15 protein-coding genes, 1 pseudogene and 1 riboswitch are annotated in these 20,833 nt (G+C 56.8%); of the genes and pseudogenes, 2 read left to right on the top strand and 14 right to left on the bottom strand.

What is annotated here, in order from left to right; translation table 11 throughout:
- Nucleotides 1–89: 89 nt before the first annotated feature.
- From RGB73_RS29185 to RGB73_RS29240, 12 genes are all read right to left on the bottom strand, one after another.
- Nucleotides 90–2,063: a methyl-accepting chemotaxis protein gene (locus RGB73_RS29185; protein WP_310767196.1), complete on the bottom strand. Its 1,974-nt coding sequence runs from the start codon at nt 2,061–2,063 to the stop codon at nt 90–92.
- Between the two features lie 72 nt (nt 2,064–2,135).
- A riboswitch (cyclic di-GMP riboswitch) is annotated at nt 2,136–2,236 on the bottom strand.
- A gap of 164 nt (nt 2,237–2,400) precedes the next feature.
- Nucleotides 2,401–3,087: a cupin domain-containing protein gene (locus RGB73_RS29190; RefSeq protein ID WP_310767199.1), complete on the bottom strand. Its 687-nt coding sequence runs from the start codon at nt 3,085–3,087 to the stop codon at nt 2,401–2,403.
- Between the two features lie 181 nt (nt 3,088–3,268).
- Nucleotides 3,269–4,897, bottom strand: a complete 1,629-nt coding sequence (locus RGB73_RS29195) for a formate--tetrahydrofolate ligase (protein WP_310767202.1) — start codon at nt 4,895–4,897, stop codon at nt 3,269–3,271.
- A gap of 159 nt (nt 4,898–5,056) precedes the next feature.
- On the bottom strand, nt 5,057–6,421 hold the full coding sequence (locus RGB73_RS29200; RefSeq protein ID WP_310767205.1) for an FAD-binding oxidoreductase: 1,365 nt from the start codon (nt 6,419–6,421) through the stop codon (nt 5,057–5,059).
- 19 nt (nt 6,422–6,440) lie between these two features.
- Nucleotides 6,441–7,715, bottom strand: a complete 1,275-nt coding sequence (locus RGB73_RS29205; protein ID WP_310767208.1) for a TRAP transporter large permease — start codon at nt 7,713–7,715, stop codon at nt 6,441–6,443.
- A gap of 7 nt (nt 7,716–7,722) precedes the next feature.
- Nucleotides 7,723–8,190 (bottom strand): TRAP transporter small permease, encoded by a 468-nt coding sequence (locus RGB73_RS29210; protein ID WP_310767211.1) that lies wholly within the window; start codon nt 8,188–8,190, stop codon nt 7,723–7,725.
- A 65-nt stretch (nt 8,191–8,255) separates the two neighbouring features.
- Nucleotides 8,256–9,323, bottom strand: a complete 1,068-nt coding sequence (locus tag RGB73_RS29215; RefSeq protein ID WP_310767214.1) for a TRAP transporter substrate-binding protein — start codon at nt 9,321–9,323, stop codon at nt 8,256–8,258.
- Nucleotides 9,324–9,406: 83 nt separating this feature from the next.
- The gene (locus RGB73_RS29220; protein ID WP_310767216.1) at nt 9,407–10,177 is read right to left on the bottom strand and encodes an SDR family oxidoreductase; all 771 of its coding nucleotides are present in this window, start codon (nt 10,175–10,177) and stop codon (nt 9,407–9,409) included.
- The gene (locus tag RGB73_RS29225) at nt 10,174–11,598 is read right to left on the bottom strand and encodes an aldehyde dehydrogenase family protein (protein WP_310767219.1); all 1,425 of its coding nucleotides are present in this window, start codon (nt 11,596–11,598) and stop codon (nt 10,174–10,176) included. Before RGB73_RS29225 ends, RGB73_RS29220 begins: the two co-directional genes overlap by 4 nt.
- A gap of 24 nt (nt 11,599–11,622) precedes the next feature.
- On the bottom strand, nt 11,623–12,699 hold the full coding sequence (locus RGB73_RS29230; RefSeq protein ID WP_310767222.1) for a tartrate dehydrogenase: 1,077 nt from the start codon (nt 12,697–12,699) through the stop codon (nt 11,623–11,625).
- A 195-nt stretch (nt 12,700–12,894) separates the two neighbouring features.
- Nucleotides 12,895–14,754: a sigma-54 interaction domain-containing protein gene (locus RGB73_RS29235; RefSeq protein WP_310767225.1), complete on the bottom strand. Its 1,860-nt coding sequence runs from the start codon at nt 14,752–14,754 to the stop codon at nt 12,895–12,897.
- On the bottom strand, nt 14,751–16,493 hold the full coding sequence (locus RGB73_RS29240; RefSeq protein WP_310767230.1) for a sigma-54-dependent Fis family transcriptional regulator: 1,743 nt from the start codon (nt 16,491–16,493) through the stop codon (nt 14,751–14,753). The genes RGB73_RS29235 and RGB73_RS29240 overlap by 4 nt, the downstream gene beginning before the upstream one ends.
- A gap of 215 nt (nt 16,494–16,708) precedes the next feature.
- Here RGB73_RS29240 and adh point away from each other — a divergent pair, with 215 nt between their 5' ends.
- Nucleotides 16,709–18,229: an aldehyde dehydrogenase gene (gene adh, locus RGB73_RS29245; RefSeq protein ID WP_310767233.1), complete on the top strand. Its 1,521-nt coding sequence runs from the start codon at nt 16,709–16,711 to the stop codon at nt 18,227–18,229.
- A gap of 3 nt (nt 18,230–18,232) precedes the next feature.
- Nucleotides 18,233–18,577: a DUF779 domain-containing protein gene (locus RGB73_RS29250; RefSeq protein ID WP_310767239.1), complete on the top strand. Its 345-nt coding sequence runs from the start codon at nt 18,233–18,235 to the stop codon at nt 18,575–18,577.
- Between the two features lie 129 nt (nt 18,578–18,706).
- Here the strand turns inward: RGB73_RS29250 and RGB73_RS29255 are convergent.
- Nucleotides 18,707–20,077, bottom strand: a pseudogene (locus tag RGB73_RS29255) (DEAD/DEAH box helicase); the annotation flags it as partial.
- Between the two features lie 21 nt (nt 20,078–20,098).
- On the bottom strand, nt 20,099–20,722 hold the full coding sequence (locus RGB73_RS29260) for a class I SAM-dependent methyltransferase (RefSeq protein ID WP_310767245.1): 624 nt from the start codon (nt 20,720–20,722) through the stop codon (nt 20,099–20,101).
- Nucleotides 20,723–20,833: the final 111 nt, after the last annotated feature.

Here is a 20,833-nt window from a genome sequence, read left to right on the forward strand (position 1 = left end):
AGGTTTCTCCTCCTGGTTGTAGGTATGAATTCAATTCCGACAAGCATACTCCCTTGCATCGCATCCCCCCTTTCACAAGGGAATGGGTCTTACAGCGTGAACTTGCCTACTCCGTACCGCAGCTCTTCCGCTACCGCATTCAAGCGCTCGACCGACGCAGCGATGTCCTGGATCGCTTGGAGCTGCTCCTCGGCGGCTTCCACCACGGTCTGCGCATCATCCGAGGCGTGCTTGGCGATATGATGCATTTCATCTACGGATGCACTGACCTGCTCGGAGCCTGCAGACATCTGCTCGGATGCTGCCGACACTTCCAAAATATGACCGGCCACATTGCGGGACGAGTTGAGAATATGGGCGAAAATATCCCGTACTTCTTCGATCAGCTGAATGCCATCCTGCGCGTTTTGATTGCTCTCGTTCATCACGTCGAATGCATGGCGGGTATCCTGTTGAATTTCCCCGATCAGCTGCGCGATTTTGGATGCCGACTCTTCGGACTGGTTCGCCAGATTTTTCACTTCGCCGGCTACGACGGCAAATCCGCGCCCATGCTCGCCTGCCCGTGCCGCCTCGATCGAAGCGTTCAACGCAAGCAGATTGATTTGGGAGGTCAACTGACTGATGGTATCGAGAATTCCCTCAATTTCTTTGGAGCGGCTATTCAATCGTTCGATCGCCTCTGCAGCTTTGCTCGTTCCTTCGCCGATGCTGCCCATTTGATGGACGGCCTGCTCTACGACAGCCGTTCCCTGCTCCGCCTGTTGCGCAGCCTCTTTGGCAGCCTCTGAGACGTGGGAGGAAGTCTCCGCAATTTTGACAATCCCCGCCGCCATTTCGCTCATGGATATAGCCACTTCCTGAGAGCTGTTCGCTTGCGCCTGAGCCCCTTTGGAAATTTGGGCGATAGAAGAGCCGATCCGGTTTACACTTTCGGTCGCGTTCTCAATTCCGGCCGAGACTTCCTGCGTAAACAACAGCACCTGCTCGGAAGACAACGACACACCCTCAATCAGGTTCTTCAAGTGGGAGACGGTCTGGTTGAAGTCGCGGGACAAAACGGCGATCTCGTCTTTGCCGTCTACGGTCACGGTCTCCGTCAAATTGCCTTGTGCCACCACGTTCACTGCATGGTTCAGACGCTGGATCGGCTTGACCAAACGGATGGCCAGGAAGTACACCACCAAAATCCCGATGACCAATACAGCTGCCGAGATAGCGATCAGTTTTACCGACAGCTCATTGACCGGAGCATGCAGCTCTGTGGTTGGAGCGGTAATGAATACGCCCCAGTTCAGCTTGGTGCTGGCAAACGAGGCAAACTGGGCAGCATGGTCCTGCTGGTACTGGATGATCCCGTGATTGCCCTGCTGGATCGCTTCATACGCCTTTTGGAGCTCCGGAATATTCGCGTTCAACACGGATTCCTTCAGGATCAGGTCGGCATTCGGATGCCAGATATACGTTCCTTTTTTGCTGACCAAAAGGGCGTACCCGCTTTGTCCGAACTTTTCTTCAGACACGGTCTTTTGGATTTCATTGATTGGAATGGTTGAACCGACATAGCCGTACTGGCGGTTGTCCTTCATCAACGGAACGATGACCGTCACGATGTTGTTGCCCGTCCGCTGGGAAACCACAGGCTCGGAGACGATGATTTTCCCCTCTCCCTTTCCGGCTTCCTGGAAGTGCGGACGGTCAGACGGGTTGGTCTCCTCTCCCTTGAAGTTGATGACCTTTTTGCCGCTTAAATCATAGGAGAAGAAGAACGTTTCGAATTCCGGATTTTTCTTCTGCGCTTCTTGGATCAGCTTCAAGTCATGGTCAAAGTTGTTATCCGCTGACATCATTTCTCCGATGGTTTCGACGACTCCGATTTTTTCGGTGAAGAAACTGTCAATCCGGATGGAAAGGTTGTTCGCTGCCAATTCCGCTTCCTTGTCCAAACTGGAAGCCAGCAGCCTTGAGGAGCTCCAATAGCTGGCACCGCAAACAGCAGCCAAACTGATAACCAGGAGCAGGCACATCACGACAATCAACTTTCTTCGCAAGCTTGCTTTCATCGGTAATCGGTTCCTCCTATACTTGTTTTTGCAACAAAAAAGACTGCCATCCGACAGCCTCTGCGCTTGCGGTATGGCAACCCGGCTATCGTAGCGGCGGCAGGAAACACCTGCGCTGCCTTAGACCCGTGGCTTTGCGACCCTGCCTTTCAACAGGTTTGCCTTTGTCATTTTTTGTCTTTTTCTATGTACAGTATGGAAATGGTGGACATTATCCTTATCGGTTTGCCCACCATTTTTTTGTACCCCTCCTTCTACACAGGTAAACCTCATCTTGTTTCCGTGAAATAAAAAAACCGGCCAACCCGGCCAAGCTTTTCATGGAGAGATGATCCATTTACCTTTGCGGCTGAAACATCCCCTGCTGCCCATACGGCGAGCCATACGGTTGTCCGTATCCATAGGGAGCCGGTGCAGGCGCCTGCTGGTACGGCAGCTGATAGCCGTACACCTGCGGCTGCTGGGGAGGCTGTCCCTGGATGTAGTAGCCGCCATAGCAGTTGGCAGGAGGCCCGATGAAGCTCGAAGTCTGTATGGGGGACAGGGTCTCCCTCAGCTGCCCCTCGTTGAGGCAGTACGTATGCGCCAGGATGCCGCTTGGCGTCAACCGCAAAATGTCCGATCCGAGAATGACCTCAGGGATCGGCGCGTTGAATATGGCGATCAGGTGCGTGTTGTCGGTCAAGGCGACCTCCCAGTGCCACCACCCTTGTGGGACATTGGTCACTTGTCCCGGGGTGATATGGTACGTCGACACTTCATTGGTGAACGGATTGATAAACGAGACGTTCGCAGCCCCGGTCACGCAGTACACCAGTTCAGCTGCGTTTTGGTGGTAATGCGGCTCCACCACGTTGCCCTGGCTCATGAAAATATCCAGAATGGACGTATTGTCCAGCGAGTTCAACGTCTGCGTGGAGAGGACGTTGATGTAGTTTTGCCGGTCCTTTGTGAACAGCCTGTTTCGGTTTACATCGTCAAAATATTGGATGGAAGGCGACTTGTAGTCGAGATACAACGTCATGCTCCGGTTCAGCCCCACTTTTCCAACAAATTTTCCTGCTCCCTATTTTTATGTCAGGCCAAACAGGTACGTTCGCCTATTTGCCCAGTCGCTTGGCTGCAACAGGGAGCCCAAAGAAAATAGCCGACTCCCTGCCTTGAAAGGTACAGGGGTCGGCCTTGTGTAAGCATTCAGTTGTTTGTCAGCTGAGGCCCATGATGCGGCCGTCCTCATCGATGTAGAGGGACTCGGCGGCCGGCTTTTTCGGCAGTCCCGGCATGGTGACCAAGCTTCCCGTCAAAGCGACGATAAAGCCTGCGCCTGCAGAAATGCGAATCTCGCTCACCGATATAGTGAAATCGGTCGGCGCTCCCAGTACATCGGCCCGGTCGGTAAAGGAATACGGCGTTTTCGCCATGCACACGGGCAGATGCGAAAGCCCCATTTCCTCCACCTTTTGCAGCGTCTTCAGGGCAGATGGCGAAAAAACGACACCGGATCCCCGGTAAACTTCCTTGACCACCGTCTCGATTTTGTCTCGAATCGACAAGCTCTCTTCATAGAGGAAGCGAAAACGGGAAGGCTGTTCGGCTGCGCGCGCCACTTTTTCCGCCAGCTCGATTCCGCCCTGGCTGCCTTTTGCCCAGACGTCGGAAAGCGCGGCTTCTACGCCCAGCTGCTTGCACAGGTCAAGTACCGCATCCACCTCGGCCTGTGTATCCGTGGCGAAATGGTTGATCGCGACCACGGCGGGAATACCGAACTTTTGCAGGTTTTCGATATGCCTTTGGACGTTGGCGAAGCCGCGCTCCAGGGCTTCCCGATTTTCCTGGGCCAGATCGGCTACCTTGACGCCTCCGTTGTACTTCAGCGCCCGCACCGTGATGACGACCACCGCGGCTGACGGCATCAGACCCGCTTTTCTGCATTTGATGTCAAAAAACTTCTCTGCCCCCAGATCAGCTCCGAATCCGGCCTCCGTCACGACGTAGTCTGCCAGCTTGAGCGCCGTTTTCGTCCCGATTACGCTGCTGCATCCGTGCGCGATGTTGGCGAACGGTCCGCCGTGCACAAGTACGGGCGTCCCTTCGATGGTCTGCACCAGGTTTGGCTTGATCGCCTCTCTCAGGAGGACGCACATCGCATCGACCGCATGGATATCCCGGGCTCGCACAGGTGCATCGTCCAGATCGTAGCCGACGATGATGTGACTTACGCGCTCCCGCAGATCCTCCAGATTTTCGCTCAGGCACAGAATCGCCATGATTTCCGAAGCCGTGGTAATCATGAAGCCGTCTTCGCGTGCCATTCCGTTTCCGTCTCCCAGTCCGACCACGATATTGCGCAGGGCGCGGTCATTCATGTCGACGGCCCGTTTCCAGACAATTTTCTTCGGATTCAAACGCAGCGCATTCCCTTGAAAAATGTGGTTGTCAATCATCGCCGCCAACAAGTTGTGCGCCGAAGTGATGGCGTGGATGTCTCCTGTGAAATGGAGGTTGATATCATCAGCAGGGAGAATCTGAGCCTTCCCGCTGCCGGTCGCTCCCCCTTTGATCCCCATGCACGGTCCGAGAGACGGCTCCCGCAGCGCGGCAATCGTCTTCTTCCCCAAAGCGTTCAGCGACTGGGACAGCCCAATCGTCGTCAACGTCTTCCCGGCCCCGGCAGGATTGGGATTCATGGCCGTCACAAGGATCAGCTTGCCGTCCGGACGGTCCTTTACCTTCTCCCAAAGCTCACCCGATAATTTGGCCTTAAACTTTCCGTACAGTTCCAACTCATTCTCATCGATACCTGCTGCCCTGGCGATCTCGACAATCGGCTTCATGCGTGCCTCCCTGCAATCGGTGAATTCGTTGTTTCTTGACCAACAACTACATTCCACATTGTAGTCGCTTCTCCTCTCCCCAGAACCTGTTTGGCGGAAAAAAGGAAAAGCCTGCACGCTGTCCGTTTCCCAGCATGCAGGCAGTATCGGCCGCGGACGTTATGCTCCGAATATCTTCCCCGGATTCAATATTCCGTTCGGATCCAGCACCCTCTTGAGCGAGTGCATGACATCGAGCGCTTCCCCATGCTCGATCCGCTGGTACTTGGCCTTTCCGACGCCGACCCCATGCTCTCCCGTACACGTTCCGCCGCGGCTGAGGGCATATTCGACCAGGTGGGCGTTCAGCACTTCGGCGCGCTTCACTTCGGCTGGATCGCTCAGGTCGATCATCAGGATGACGTGATAATTGCCGTCTCCGACATGGCCCAGGATCGCTCCGTCCAGCCCCGAGCGATCGATGGCTTGCCGTGCGTCGACGACAGCTCCCGCCAGTTCGGAAAACGGCACGCACACGTCGGTGACCATCATCTTTTTTCCCGGCGATTTGTGGATGAAGGCGTAGGCCATGTTGTGCCGCACGTCCCACAGCTGTGCGCGGGCTTTGGAATCGGTCTCGAACAAAAACTCCGAGCACCCATGCTCCCCTGCGATGCTTTGCGCAAACTCGACATCGTGAGAAAGGCTTTGCTCGCTTCCGTGAAACTCGATAAACAGGGTCGGCTGCTCCGGATAGCTCGTTTCCTTGTACAAATTCACCTGGCGAATCGAGCGCTCATCGATGAGCTCGATTCGCGCCACCGGCACCCCTGCCGCGAGAATGTCGACGACTGTGTCCACCGCCTCCTGCACAGTCGGGAAGCAGGCCCGCGCAGCCACCGTCGCTTCCGGAATCCCGTACACGCGCAAGGTCAGCTCCGTGAACGCCCCGAGCGTTCCTTCCGAGCCTACAAACAGCCCGGTCAAGTGATAGCCGGAGGAAGACTTCGCCGTCATGCTGCCGGTGCGGATGATGCGGCCATCCGCCAGCACCACTTCCAGATCGCGGACCTGATCGCGCATCACGCCGTAGCGGACGGAGGTCGTGCCGCTCGCATTCGTCGCCGCCATCCCCCCTACCGTCGCATCGGCACCCGGATCCACGGAGAAAAACAGCCCGTGCTTCTTCAGCTCCTTGTTGAGCTGTGTGCGTGTCACACCCGGCTGCACCCGCACCAGAAAATCTTGCGGACGCACTTCCAGCACCTGGTTCATGAGCGAAAAATCCAGGCTGATTCCGCCGCTGTACGGGATCGCATGCCCCTCCAGGCTGGAGCCCAGCCCGAATGGCGTGACCGGAATGCGCTGTTCGTTCGCCAGCTTCATGATCCGGCTGACCTCCTGTGCCGTTTGCGGAAACACCACGACGTCAGGCAGATGCGGCGCGTGATACGACTCGTCGTGACTGTGGTGCTCGAGGACAGTCGGGTTGGTCGTGACACGCTCATGTCCCAGCCATTCTTTTAATTGTGAAATGTAGTCCACGTGATACCCCTCCCCGTCATTACTTGCTCAAATTCACCAGGAACAAGCTGATCTCCGGCACGTAGGTGATGATCAGCAAATCGACGCACAAGAGAATCAAAAACGGGACGGCTGCCCGCTCGATCGCCGAGTTGGACAGCTTGGCGATATTCCCGGCCACCAGCAGGTTGAGTCCGACCGGCGGCGTCAGCATACCGATCGCCGAGTTGACAACCATGATCACACCGAACAGGACCGGATCGATTCCGAGCGCATTCGTGATCGGCAGCAGGATCGGTGTCATGAGGATGATCGTGACCGCCGTTTCCATGAACGTCCCCAATATCAGCAGCAATACGTTAATGATCAATAGTGTGACAAATGCGCTATCGGTAATCCCCAGCATGAATCGGGCGATCTCCTGGGGAATGCTTTCCCTGGTCATGATAAATCCGAATGCGTTGGCAGTCGCAATAATCAGCATGATGACGGCTGTCATGCTGGCCGAGCCGGCAAAAATTTCACCCAGGTCCTTCCACTTGATCTCCCGGTAGACGAACAGACCGACGATCAAGCCGTAGATGACCGCTACCACTGCCGCTTCCGTCGGCGTGAAGATGCCGCCGTATATGCCGCCCAGGATGATGATCGGCATCAGAATAGCCAAAATCGCATCTTTAAAGGCCTTCCAAATGTCTCCGAGCGAGTGTTTCTCACCACCGCCCCAGCCGTTTTTCTTGCTGAGCCAGTACGAGTACACGATGAGCGAGAGCGCTACAAGAATACCGGGCCCAATCCCGGCGATGAACAGATCGTTGATGGAGGTGCTGGCTGCCACGCCGTACAAGACCATCGGCACACTGGGCGGAATCATGACGCCGATCGTCCCGCCCGCCGCGTGCAGCGCCGCGGAAAAACGGACGTCGTATCCTTTGTTCACCATGTGCGGGATGAGGATGCCTCCCACGGCGGCAGTGGTCGCGGCCGACGAACCGGAGATCGCAGCAAAAAACGTGCAGCCCAAGACCGCGACAATCGCAAGTCCGCCCGGCAACGTCCCGACCAGCGTATTGGCAAAGCGGATCAGCCTCTCCGAAATCCCGCCCGTCTCCATCAGCTTGCCTGCGAGCAGAAAGAAAGGAACCGCCATCAAAGGAAACGAGTCCGTACCGTTGAACATTTTTTGCACGACGACCAACAGCGGTATATTACTTTCGGCCATAAAGGCGATGACGACCGACAGCCCCAGCGCTACGGCGATCGGCACATTGATGATCAGCAGGATGACAAGCGAAACAAAAAGAATCGTACCCATTGTCGGTTCACTCCTTCCCGGTGATATCTTTCCATGTCACATGGAGAACGTTCATGATAAGCAGCACACCGCTGATCGGAATCACCATGTAGACATAGCCCATGGGAACGAGCAGAGTGGGAGATGTCTGAGTCATGCTTCGCGCAGCCAGGAGGTAGCCCTGCTGTACCATCACCCCAAAAAAGAAAATGCTGAGAAGTGCGGCCACTGCCAACACAATTTTATTTGCCAGCGGCGATAAAAACTTTTGAATGTATTCCGTCCCGATATGCGCCTTGATGGCCATCGCATACGCGGAGCCGAGAAACGTGATCCAGATCAGCAAATAGCGTGCCAGCTCCTCTGTCCAGGCCAGCGGCTGATCGAGCAAAAAACGGAAGAGCACCTGCAGGAATACAGCCACGACCATGACGGCCAGTAGCAGGATGACGATGAGACGGATGAGACTGTTGATTTTGGAAATGATGGTGCCCACACAAGGTCTCCTTTCGCAGGAAAAGGGGGGAGAAAAGCATCGGCTGCTCTTCTCCCTTCCGCCAATTATTTCGTATTCATGATTTCGTCCACCAGCGCTTTGTCAAACTGCCCGGAAAACTTGTCGTATACAGGCTTCATCGCGTCGCGGAAAGCCTGCTTGTCCACGTCTTCGGTAATGACCACACCCTTGGATTTGAGGTTGCCGATCGCATCCTGCTCCATCTTGATCATCAGCTCGCGCTCGTACTGACCCGCCTTTTGCGCTTCCTCGGCGAGCAGCTGCTGCACGTCGGCGGGGAGCTTGTCCCACACCGGCTTGCTGAACAGGATCAAGGCTGCGGAGTAGACGTGGCCCGTCAAGGACATGTGCGTTTGCTTGGAGTCGTACAGCTTGTAGGTTTGCGCGACGATTGCCGGGTTTTCCTGCGCATCCACGACGCCTTGCTGCAAAGCGGTCAATGCCTCCGTCCAGGCCATCGGAGTCGGCTTCGCGCCCAATGCCTCGAATGCAGCCAGGTGGATCGGGTTTTCCTGCGTGCGGATCTTCAGCCCTTGCACGTCAGCGGGGGTTTTAATGTCTTTGGTGCCGTTCGTAATATGCCGGAAACCGTTTTCAGCCCAAGCCAGGCCGACCAGGTTTGCGTTGCTGAGATCCTTCAGAATGTCTTGCCCGACCTTGCCATCCAGCACTTTGTAGGCCTGCTCGCGGCTCTCGAACAGGAACGGCAGGTCCAATACGCCCAATTTCGGATAGAAGTTGGTCACCGGGGCAGTAGAGGTGATCTCCATATCCGCCGTCCCGAAGGTAAGCGCTTCCGTCAATTCCCGTTCAGCGCCCAGCTGGCTCAGCGGGTACACTTCGATTTTCACCTTGCCGTTGGAGCGCTTTTCCACGTCCTCCGCCATCTTTTTCAGCGCCACGTTGTACGGATGGTCTTCGGTCAGCGAGTGTCCCGCCTTGAATACAAAGGTTTGGCCGTCACTCTTGGGCGCCTCCGTCTGCGCAGCCTGTCCGCCGCTATTCTGACCGGAAGGCTGGGCGGTTTGCCCGCCGCCCCCTCCGCACGCTGTCAGCAGCAACGACGCCGACATGACTCCCGACAACAATAAACTCCATTTTTTTCGCAACATCTCTCAAGTTCCCCCTGATTTTCTTGTCTATTTTTGCCTAAATATCGAATTCATTTAATAATAGGAAAATTTTATCGATTTGGCTAGATCCCTCTTCCACCGTCCACGTTCATCACTTCGCCCGTGACGATTTTGGCCATGTCGGAAGCCAGATAAAGCGCCGCCCCTGCGATATCTTCCGGCTGAATCAGCGTGCCGAGCGGGACGCTGCTGATGAAAATGTCCTTTTTGCCCGCTTCCACTTCCGCTTCGTCCCCATTCAGAAACTTGCCCAGCATCGGCGTCTCGGCAGGGCCCGGATTGATGACGTTCACCCTGATCTTGTACGGAGCCAGCTCGATGGCCAGCGCTTTGCTCAGCATGATTGCAGCTCCCTTCGACGCGCAGTACGCATTGAGGCCCGGACGAGCGCGGATTCCCGCGATAGAGGCGATGTTGATGATGCTGCCCTTGCCCGCCGCTTTCATATGCGGGACCGCGTGCCTGGTTGTAAGAAAGATCGATTTGGTGTTGACCGCGAGCGTCCGATCCCACTGTTCGAGGCTCAGCTCCTCGATTGGAGTGAATGCTTGCGGCACGCCTGCGCAATTTACCAGCACGTCGATAGAGCCATATGTCGTAATCGTTTCCTTGACCAGTGCAGCCACACTTTCGTCATCCGCCACATCCGATTGCACAGGGATCGCCTTTCCTTGCGGCAGTTCCTGTGCGACTTGCCCCGCCGCATCCTTGTTCAAATCCGCCAGAACCACGTTCGCTCCCTGCTCGGCGAACAGCGTCGCGATCGCCTTCCCCATTCCCGAAGCAGCCCCTGTTACGATCGCCGTTTTTCCTGCCAACAGTTGTCCGTTCATAGATTGATCACCACCATCCGCTCATCTGTCATTTCCTCTACGGCGTATCTCGGCCCTTCCTTGCCGAGTCCGCTGTTTTTGACTCCTCCGTACGGCATGATGTCGTTGCGATAGGTCGACACGTCGTTGATGACGACACCCCCGTATTCGAGCACGCGAGCCGCCTTCATGGCGATGTTCAGGTCGCGGGTGAAAATGCCTGCCTGGAGGCCGTAATCGGAGTCGTTCGCCTGGGCGAAGGCGTCGTCCAGGTCGCTGTACGGAATGATCGTGACGACGGGAGCAAACACTTCCCGGCACACGACTTTCATCTCCGGCCTGGTGTCGACCAGCACAGCCGGATAGAACAGGGCCCCTTCCCGCTTGATCGGCAGCAGTGCTTTAGCGCCCTGGCTGATCGCTTCCTGCACCCATTCTTCGGTACGGCTGGCTTCTTTTTCGCTGATCATCGGCCCCACATCCGTGTCCGGATCTTCCGGGTTGCCCACTTTCAGCTTTTTCACCTCGGAGATGTACAGATCGGAAAACTCTTCGAAAACCGATTCGTGGACGTAGATCCTCTGTACGGCGATGCAGGCCTGGCCGGCGTTGTGGAAGCTGCGCGCGGCTGTCTGGCGTGCTGCCAGCTCCAGGTCGGCGTCAAAGTGCACGATGTTCGGGGAGTTGTTGCCGAGCTCCAGCGCTACAGGCCGCATGCCGCTGCGCTCCTTGATGTGGCGCCCGACTTCACCGGAGCCGGTGAAGGTGTACATGGCGATCCTCTCTTCGTCCAGCAGCCACTCTCCCACCTCGCTGCCCGCCCCTGTCACGATGTTCACGTACCCTTTTGGCAGTCCGGCTTCCTCCAGCACCTCTACCAGCAGGTATGTCGCGATCGGCGTCACCGTAGCCGGCTTGACGACCAGCGTGTTTCCCGCCGCGATGGCCGGTGCGATTTTGTGCGTGCTGAGCAAGAGGGGGTAGTTGAACGGCGTGATAGCGCCGATGACGCCCTTCGGCACGCGGATCGTGAAGCCCAGGCGGTTTTCCGAGCCTTCCGTCGCTTGCAGGGGAACCATCTCCCCGTGGATCTTCTTGGCTTCTTCAGCCGACAGGCGCAGTGTATTGATAGTCCGGTCGAGCTCATTCGCCGCGTCTTTTCGCGTTTTGCCGACTTCCCGGATCAGGGACAGCTCCATCTCCTCCCTGCGGGCCTCCATCAGCTCGGACGCTTTCAGCAAGATCTTGTACCGCTGAAAAGGGGTGAGGCTGTCCTGCTTGAACGTCTTCCATGCCTTCTCGACCGCGTCTGACACGTGGCCCCTTTGCGCTTTGGCAATTTGCGCGATACATTCGCCGGAATATTTGTGGTAGACCGGGATGTAGGTGTCTGTTTTCACCCATTCTCCGCCGATGTACAAATCATACGATTTCGTTTCCATGCCCTCTCGCCTCCGTTTCTTTCTCTATTTCGTATTCTGATAGATGTGGCGGACGATCTCGTCCCCCAGCTCCCTTGTCGTCGCCTTGCCCCCGAGATCAGGGGTCAGCACTTTTCCTTCCAGCAGTACCCCCTCGATGGCATTCATGATGACGGCGCTGATGTCGGGCAGGTCGAGGTGATCCATCATCATGCTGAGGCTCCAGATTTGCGCGATCGGATTGGCGATCCCTTTGCCCGCGATATCCGGAGCGGAGCCGTGAATGGGCTCGAACATGGATGGGTACTTGCGCTCGGGATTGATGTTGCCCGATGGCGCCAGGCCCAGTCCTCCCACGATCGCCGCCCCCAGGTCGGTCAAAATGTCGCCGAACAAATTGCTCGCCACGACCACGTCGAATGTTTCCGGACGTGTAATGAAGTAGGCGGCCAGTGCGTCGATGTGGTACAGGTTCGTTTCAATTCCGGGGTGCTCCTTGCTGATTTCCCCGACAATCTCGTCCCAGAAAGGCATCGAATGGTTGATCCCGTTCGACTTAGTGGCAGCCGTGACTCTTTTTTTCGGCCGCTTTTCCGCCAGGGAATACGCGTACTTCAAAATTCGCTCGGTACCATAGCGGGTAAACACGTTGTTCTGCACAGCCATTTCGTACGGCGTGCCCTGATGGATCCGCCCGCCCATATTGGAGTATTCGCCTTCCGTATTCTCCCGGACGACGACGAAATCGAGATCGGCGTGGCCCTTGTATCGGAGCGGACTTTCCAATCCCCGGAGCAGCTTCACAGGTCGCAAGTTGACGTATTGCTGGAAAGTGCGGCGAATGGGCAGGATCAATTCCCATACGGACACGTGGTCAGGCACCCCGGGAGCACCAACAGCTCCGAGCAGGATGAGATCGTAGTCCTTCAACAGTTCGAGTCCATTTTCCGGCATCATCCGTCCATGTGTGAGGTAGTAGGTGCAGTTCCAATCCATCACGTCGTGGGCAAAACGAATGCCGCCGTGGCTTTCTTCAATGGCCCTGAGTACCTTTAGTCCTTCGTTCATCACTTCGGGACCGATCCCATCTCCCGGAATCACCGCAATCGAATAATGAAGCAATCGACTCCCCCCTCGGAATGGTCAAAATTTTTAGACGATAGTATGGATGGACTAATGCACGTTTGATGCCAAGCCGGATGGATTGGTGGCTTTTACCTAAAACGCTTTCATAACCAAGCGGATGAAAGTTGTCGCAAACTGCCGTTTCTTCGCAAACGCAACAAAGTGATGCAACATTACGTTGCAACACTTTGCTCATTCGATGTTGTATTGCTTCATCTTGCGCCAAAGCGTGGTCCGATCCATCCCCAGCACTTTTGCAGCGAGCGTCTTGTTATGCTTCGCCTGGTGCAGCGCAGCGACGATCTTCTCCGCTTCCGGCCCGATTCTCTTGTCTTTGGCGGTGACGAGGGCAGGTGGAAGGCTGGCTTTCCTTTTGGCGAACAGGAAATCGACGCTCTCCCGGGAGACTTGCCCTCCCCTGGCCAAAAGCACCATCCGTTCGACGACATTGCGCAGCTCTCTGACATTCCCCGGCCAGTGATACTCCTGAAAGAGGCGGTAAATTTCCGGATCAATTCTCATTACCTTTTGCTCATGCTGTTCGTTGACTTCCTGGATCATGCTGTCCACCAGCTCGGGTATGTCCGACAGGCGGTCGCGCAACGGGGGGATTTCGAGTCCCAGCATATTGATCCGGTAGTAGAGGTCGGCGCGAAAATGCCCCTGTTCGATCTCGGCAGCCAGATCCCGGTTGGTCGCCGCTACGATCCTCACGTCCACGGGAATGATCCGCTCGCCGCCCACGCGCCTCACGCGGCGCTCCTGCAACACCCGAAGCAGCAGCACTTGAATGCGCAGCGGCATCTCTCCGATTTCGTCGAGAAACAGCGTTCCGCCGTGGGCCAGTTCAAACAGCCCCGGCTTGCCGCCCTTTTTCGCTCCCGTAAAGGCTCCATCCTCGTACCCGAACAGCTCGCTCTCCAGAAGGCTCTCCGGCAAAGCGGCGCAATTGACCGCCAAAAACGGCCCGACCGACCGCGGGCTTTCCAGGTGGATTCCCTGGGCGAACAGCTCCTTTCCCGTGCCGGACTCTCCCGTGATCAGGACGGTGGCGTTCGTGCCCGCAAACAGCGCAGCCTGCTTCCGGGTGGCGGCGATTTCCGGCGACGAGCCGACGATGCTGTCCAGGCGATACCTCGCTTCCAGCCCGTTCTCGTGAAGCTTTTTGCGCAGCGCCATCTCCATTTTCTGAATGTCGTTGATTTCCTTGAAGTTGGACACGGCTCCAACGATCTGGTCTTTGACGATGACGGGAATCCGGTTGATGACGATGGAACGGTCGAACACGGTAGCCACATCTCCCAGCTCCTGCCGCCCCGTCTTTAGTACCCGCAGCATATCCGAGTGCGGGATGTAATCCGTGATCGGCTTGCCCAGCACGTCGCCGTTAAGTCCGAGGAGCAGTTTGGCGTGCTCGTTCACGAGGGTGATCTGGCTGTGGCGGTCCACAGCGATGACCGCGTCGTGCGCCGAGTTGACGACAGCTTCCATCAGATGCTTTTCCCGCAGCCGCTCCCTGGTGTAGGCCATGAGCGACTCAGCCTGCTGCACAGCGCGGCGCAGCGTAGCGATGGATGGCTCCACCAGATGCCACGGGGCCGCAGCCGGCTGCTGCGGGAGCGAATGCTTGCTCCATACCGGCAGCAAATACGCGGTCTGACCGGAGAGAGGCTGCAATTCCTCCCGCACCCGAAAGGAGCACGGCACCCCCGGGACACCCGGATCCTGCGCATACTCGCGCTCCAGCCACTGCTTCTCCTTCTGCGTCCCGCATACGATGACTGCTCGCCGGACAGGGGCTCCTTCCGTCCGGCTGATGGACTGGCAAGCCCTCTGCACGTCATTCATGTCGAGGGAAAGGCAGACGACCGGCAGCGAAAACGACTCCAGTTCCTCGCCGTACGGTTCGGCCGTGATGACGACGAACGGATTCATCATTTGGTCGAGAATCGACTTGATGGAATAGAAGTACCCGACGGGATGTCCGGTGTCCTCCAGCAAGGCCGCTATTTTTTTCTCCAGCTCTTTGTCCAGTCTGTATAGGGCGATCATAGGTCCTCCTGATTCGTCGGCGTGAGGATATGGTAGTCGGCCATTTTACGGTACAGCGTATTCCGACCGATCTGGAGCATTTTGGCCGCCTGGCTGACATTGCCCCTGCTGGCGTGCAAGGCTCGCTTGATCGCTTCGCACTCCATCTCTCTCAGGGACATGGTTCCGACCACACCGGCGGCAGTAGTCTGAGGGGCGTCGTCCTCCAATCCTTCCAGTTGGATGTGCTCGACGTCAATCTCGTCTCCCTCAGCCAAAAATGCGGCTTGCGTAAGTACTCCTTGCAGCTCGCGTACATTGCCCGGCCACGAATAAGCCGTGAGCAAAGACTGCGCCTCACGAGTAATGGTGACGCGCCGATCAGGTGCCAGCTGCTTCAGCAGATGGGCCGCCAGCTGCAGAATGTCGCTCCGCTGGCGCAAAGAAGGGAGCTTGATCAGGACGCCCTTGAGCCGATAGTACAGGTCGGCGCGAAACCGGCCCGCCTTGACCTCGTCCGGCAAGTTCCTGTGCGTGGCTGCGATGACCCGGGCGTGGATGGGCCTGGACTGGTTGCTGCCGACGGGAGTCACCACCTTTTCCTGCAAGACCCGAAGAAGAGCGGCTTGCGCCCGCAAGGACATGTCCCCGATTTCGTCCAGAAAAATGGTGCCCTTTCTGGCCGCTTCGAATTTTCCGATTCTGCCTTCCCGCTGGGCCCCGGTAAAGGCCCCGCCTTCGTAGCCAAACAATTCGCTCTCGATCAAATTTTCCGATATTGAACTGCAGTTCACTGCAATGAACGGTTCATTCGCTCGCGGGCCTGTTTCGTGAATCATCTGGGCAAACAGCTCTTTGCCCGTTCCGCTCTCCCCGGAGATCATGACCGGAAAGTCGACCTGCGCCGCCTTTTGCGCCAGCATTTTGGCCTGCAAAAAAAGAGGACACGAGCCTGCCAGCCGCGGGAACGGCTTGAGGGAGAAGCCGGGGGAAGCAGGCCATAGCTTTTTGCGGTTATCCTGGACTGTACGGCCTCTCCGCTCCAGCTGCGGATCGAGCCCTTTGCCGAGCACATCCGGACCTAGCAGCCGCTTCGCCTGACTGTTCAGTCCGACGACGCGCTCGTCTCGGTCCAGTCCGATCAACGGCAGCCACTTTGCCCCTCCCTTCGATGATGATGCAGCGGGCAACGTCATGACCCGCTCGGCCTCGGCAAACAAAAAGCGGTTTTGCAATGCTTCCGCAATCATGCAAACAATGGTCAAAGCAAACGGATGTGTATATTCTTTTCTCGTGCTGATGTCTACCACGCCCAGCAGCTCTCCCGACGGAGAAAATATCGGAGCCGAGGAGCACGTAAGAAAGTGATTTTCCCGAAAGTAATGCTGTTCTCCCTGAATCTGGATCGGCTGCTGCGCAATCAAAGCCGTGCCGATCGCATTGGTCCCTTTGTTGCTCTCCTGCCAGTTCGCTCCGACCTGCAGCTGCACCTTTTGGGCGTGATCGGCGAAAACGGGATCGCCTACGGTGTGAATGATGTTGCCGTTCCGATCAGACAAGAGCGCGATATGCTCCGTCGACAGCAGGAATGGAGACAGCTTGTCGAAAAGAGGCAGGCTTTCGCGAATCAGAGGGTGATTTTCCTGAATGATTTCTTTGATCCGCCTGGTGGAAATGATCTGGTCATTCGACTTTTGCGTAGCGATGAGGTTCGACTCCTGACAGCGTTTCCAAGACTCTTGGACAATCGTTGACAACATTCTTCCCTCCCTCAAAATCATTCCGTTTCATTATACCATGACTTGCCCGTACGGCAGTTGTTCCGATATGGAACACTCTTTGTTCCGATCCGGAGCAAAAACAAATTCGGCTTTTGGCGAAAACGCTGTCATTTTGCGGATTTCCCTGTTTGGTACGGGTTTTGCTATTGGGAATGGGTGTAAAGAAACAGAAAGTGACATGAGGAGGCGTTTGCATGATCTATGCTCAGCCCGGCCAAGCCGGTTCAAAGGTGACGTTCAAACATCGCTATGAGAACTACATCGGTGGCAAATGGGTACCGCCGGTAAAGGGAGAGTACTTTGAAAACGTGTCGCCGGTTACCGGCAAGGTCTTTTGCGAAGTAGCCCGCTCCAGCGCGGAAGATATCGAGCTGGCCCTGGACGCCGCCCATGAGGCGAAAGCTGCGTGGGGAAGCACCTCTGTGGCTCAGCGCTCCAACATCCTGCTGAAAATCGCGGACCGCATGGAAGCCAACCTGGAGCTGCTGGCAGTCGCGGAAACGTGGGAAAACGGGAAGCCTGTTCGGGAGACGCTCGCTGCCGACATCCCGCTGGCGATCGACCATTTCCGTTACTTCGCAGGAGCCATCCGCGCCCAGGAAAGCACGCTGGGTGAAATCGACAACGACACGGTCGCGTACCATTTCCATGAGCCCCTGGGTGTCGTTGGACAAATCATCCCGTGGAACTTCCCGCTGCTGATGGCCACCTGGAAGCTCGCACCTGCTCTGGCTGCAGGCAACTGCGTCGTGCTCAAGCCCGCCGAGCAAACACCGGCTTCCATCATGGTGCTGATGGAGCTGATTGGCGACTTGCTGCCGCCAGGCGTCGTCAACGTGGTAAACGGTTTTGGTCTGGAAGCGGGCAAACCGCTGGCGTCGAGCAACCGCATCGCCAAAATCGCCTTTACGGGCGAAACGACGACCGGCCGTCTGATTATGCAGTACGCCTCTCAAAATATCATTCCGGTCACGCTGGAGCTGGGCGGCAAGTCTCCCAATATCTTCTTCCCGGATGTCTATGCGAAGGACGACGCTTTCTTCAACAAAGCCATCGAAGGCTTCGTGCTGTTCGCCCTCAACCAAGGCGAGGTCTGCACATGCCCGTCCCGCGCGTTGATTCACGAAAGCATTTACGAGCCGTTCATGGAGCGCGCGCTCGCCCGCGTCGCCAGCATCAAGCAGGGCAACCCGCTCGACACCGACACGATGATCGGCGCCCAGGCGTCTCTCGAGCAAGTAGAAAAAATCCTCTCCTATCTGGACATCGGCAAGCAGGAAGGCGCTGAATGCCTGATCGGCGGCAGCCGTGCCCAGCTGGAGGGCGATCTGGAAGGCGGCTACTACATCCAACCGACCGTATTCAAAGGCCACAACAAGATGCGCATCTTCCAGGAAGAGATCTTCGGTCCTGTCGTTTCGGTGACGACGTTCAAGGACGCCGACGAAGCTCTTTCCATCGCCAACGACACGCTGTACGGACTGGGAGCCGGCTTGTGGACCCGCGACGTGAACACCGCCTACCGCATGGGCCGCGGCATTCAGGCGGGCCGTGTATGGACCAACTGCTACCACGCCTACCCCGCCCACGCAGCTTTCGGCGGCTACAAAATGTCCGGTATCGGCCGCGAGACGCACAAAATGATGCTCTCTCACTATCAACAAACCAAAAACCTGCTCGTCAGCTACAGCGATCAGGCATTGGGCTTCTTTTGATCGATGAGCCAGCCCCCAAAGGTACTCGCTACGGAAGCAGCCCTGGAATTGATCGAACGGCTTCGCGCCAAGCACGGAAATCTGATGTTCCACCAGTCCGGAGGCTGCTGCGACGGCAGCTCCCCCATGTGCTACCCGCTGGGCGAATTTCTCATCGGCGATCAGGACGTGCTGCTGGGCGAGATCGGCGGCTGCCCATTCTACATGGGAAAAGCCCAGTACGAGTACTGGAAGCATACGCAGCTCATCATTGATGTGGTGAGCGGCCGCGGGGGCATGTTCTCCCTCGAAGGCCCGGAAGGCGTGCGCTTTCTGACGCGTTCTCGCGTGTTTCCCGACTCGGAGTGATTTCCAGCTAGCACCACTCCAGAAAAAACGAACAAGAAGCAGTCAATAAGCCAGACAGGTTACCTGTCTGGCTTATTTGATCTGAAGTGTTATATATTTCATCGGAGCAGATTCATTCGATTACCGCTGTCGTGGCGATTTGCTGGATCTTCGCGGATTGGCTTTGCGGCCAGCTTGCTTGCGAGAACCCGCTTTTGGATGAACGGTCTTGCCTTGCTGTTTGCGATCCGCCGGGCCGGCTTTCCTGCCCGAATCGCCATGGGATCGCTCCGGCTTCCGATCCCCTTGCCTCCGCTTCTCCTTCCGCTGAGGGTGCTCGCCTCTACTTGTCCCCTCCGGCCCGGAATGGCGCGACCCGTTTTTCGCCTCGGGCCTTTCCACATCCTGCCTTTCGAGAGATACGCCGATCCCCTTCTCGATCATCTCCATACCGCCGCGGTCCTTGGGCGCTACCAGCGTATAGGCGACTCCCCGCTCCCCCGCCCGTCCTGTCCGGCCGATGCGATGGATGTAGCTCTCCACATCCAGCGGAATATCGTAGTTGAATACATGGGTGATCCCTTCCACGTCCAGGCCGCGTGCTGCCACATCCGTCGCCACGAGCAGCTGGATTCTCGCCTCCCGGAAGCGCTTCATGACGGCCTCCCGCTTGGCCTGTGACAAATCGCCGTGCAGCTCGTCTGATAAATAGCCGAACCCTTGGAGTGCAGCATTCAGCGTGCTTGCTCTGCGCTTCGTCCGGCAAAAGATGACGGCCAGAAACGGCCGCTGCTCGTCGATTAAACGGCGCAGCGTGGATTGCTTGGCCCGGTCGGTGGTTTCCACGACGATTTGCCGGATGTCCTCAAGCGTGATACGTTTTCCTAGTACGCGAATATCTGCCGGATCCCGCATGAAGCGGTTCGCCAGGGAGCGCACCTGAGATGGCATCGTGGCAGAAAACAGCATCGTCTGCCGTTCCTTCGGGGTTTGTCCGATTATGTCTTCCACTTCCGGCAGAAAGCCCATGTGCAGCATCTGGTCGGCCTCATCCAGGACAAGCGTCTTTATCGTCGACAGATCGATCGTTCCCCGTCTGATGTGGTCAAGCAGTCGCCCCGGCGTAGCGACGACGACTTGTTTTTTGCCTTCCAGCCGCCGCATTTGGCGCTCGACATCCTGTCCCCCGTAGACGGCGAGGACGTGGATTCCGTCGAGCGAGGCTGACAGCTTCTCCACTTCCGCGGTAATTTGCAAAGCCAGCTCCCGCGTCGGAGTGAGAATCAACGACTGCACATCCGCAGCTCCCGGATCGGCCTGCGTGAGGATCGGCAGGACAAAAGCGAGCGTCTTTCCGGTTCCTGTCTGCGCTTGAGAGATGACATCTCTTCCCGCGAGTGCGACAGGGATCGTATTTTCCTGAATCGGAGTCGGATCGGCAATGCCGTGTTCCTGCAATGCTTTAACGAGCTCCCTGCTTATTCCTAACGATAAAAAATCAGCCAGTTTCGCCATCTCCATTCTGATTCGGTCGGCTGTCTGCTATTTGGTGCAAACGGCCATTCCGATAAAATACCGCACGCCATCCCGCGGCTTTTCAAAGGTCACCCCTCGCTGGTAGTAAATCTCTACGTCCGAGAAGGGAAAGCGGACAAACAGGTCCTCGAATTCCGCCGGCGTCAACTGATGCACATGAAACGGCTCGCTGGTCTGCTGTCCTCTTCCTCTGCCGAACGGACTGGACAGGACCAGGGTTCCTCCCGGCTTTAGCATGCGGTACAGATTGTCCATGAATTGCAGGTCGTCTTCCACATGCTCGATCGTCTCAAAGCTCAGGATCGTATCGAAGTGGCCCAGCTGCTCCGGCAGCGTAGGATCGACGGCATTTCCTTTTTGGTAGGTAATTTTCTGGTGGTGGTACTCCCGGTTCGCGTAGGCAAGCGTCTCGTCGTCGATATCCACGCCGACCAGCTCGATCAGCTCGCGCTTCCGGTCCTTGGCGACCATATGGCATCCGTAGCCTGTGCCGCAAGCGATGTCCAGCACCCTGCCCTTGATGTACGGCGTTGCGAAGTAATAGCGGGCGATATGCTCCAGCAGCATGCCGTTCATCGGTTTCATCAGCTTGGGAATGATGCGTTCCCCTGTCCATTCAAGCAAATCCATCACCGTTTCCTCATTTTTTCTTCTTCACATCTTACCCTATTCGCCTGTGCGAGGAAACCTGGTGGGACAGATACGACTGCGCAACCATACCTGGTTGTTAAGAAAAATGTA

The sequence above is a fragment of the Brevibacillus brevis genome (assembly GCF_031583145.1).
GTDB lineage: Bacteria > Bacillota > Bacilli > Brevibacillales > Brevibacillaceae > Brevibacillus > Brevibacillus brevis_E.

What these genes read in the sequence shown, in the direction of transcription:
- RGB73_RS29185 (WP_310767196.1), bottom strand. Translation starts at nt 2,063, where the DNA reads ATGAAAGCAAGCTTGCGAAGAAAGTTGATTGTCGTGATGTGCCTGCTC.
- RGB73_RS29190 (WP_310767199.1), bottom strand. Translation starts at nt 3,087, where the DNA reads ATGACGTTGTATCTCGACTACAAGTCGCCTTCCATCCAATATTTTGAC.
- RGB73_RS29195 (WP_310767202.1), bottom strand. Translation starts at nt 4,897, where the DNA reads ATGAAGCCGATTGTCGAGATCGCCAGGGCAGCAGGTATCGATGAGAAT.
- RGB73_RS29205 (WP_310767208.1), bottom strand. Translation starts at nt 7,715, where the DNA reads ATGGGTACGATTCTTTTTGTTTCGCTTGTCATCCTGCTGATCATCAAT.
- RGB73_RS29215 (WP_310767214.1), bottom strand. Translation starts at nt 9,323, where the DNA reads ATGTTGCGAAAAAAATGGAGTTTATTGTTGTCGGGAGTCATGTCGGCG.
- RGB73_RS29220 (WP_310767216.1), bottom strand. Translation starts at nt 10,177, where the DNA reads ATGAACGGACAACTGTTGGCAGGAAAAACGGCGATCGTAACAGGGGCT.
- RGB73_RS29225 (WP_310767219.1), bottom strand. Translation starts at nt 11,598, where the DNA reads ATGGAAACGAAATCGTATGATTTGTACATCGGCGGAGAATGGGTGAAA.
- RGB73_RS29235 (WP_310767225.1), bottom strand. Translation starts at nt 14,754, where the DNA reads ATGATCGCCCTATACAGACTGGACAAAGAGCTGGAGAAAAAAATAGCG.
- RGB73_RS29240 (WP_310767230.1), bottom strand. Translation starts at nt 16,493, where the DNA reads ATGTTGTCAACGATTGTCCAAGAGTCTTGGAAACGCTGTCAGGAGTCG.
- adh (WP_310767233.1), top strand. Translation starts at nt 16,709, where the DNA reads ATGATCTATGCTCAGCCCGGCCAAGCCGGTTCAAAGGTGACGTTCAAA.
- RGB73_RS29250 (WP_310767239.1), top strand. Translation starts at nt 18,233, where the DNA reads ATGAGCCAGCCCCCAAAGGTACTCGCTACGGAAGCAGCCCTGGAATTG.
- RGB73_RS29260 (WP_310767245.1), bottom strand. Translation starts at nt 20,722, where the DNA reads ATGGATTTGCTTGAATGGACAGGGGAACGCATCATTCCCAAGCTGATG.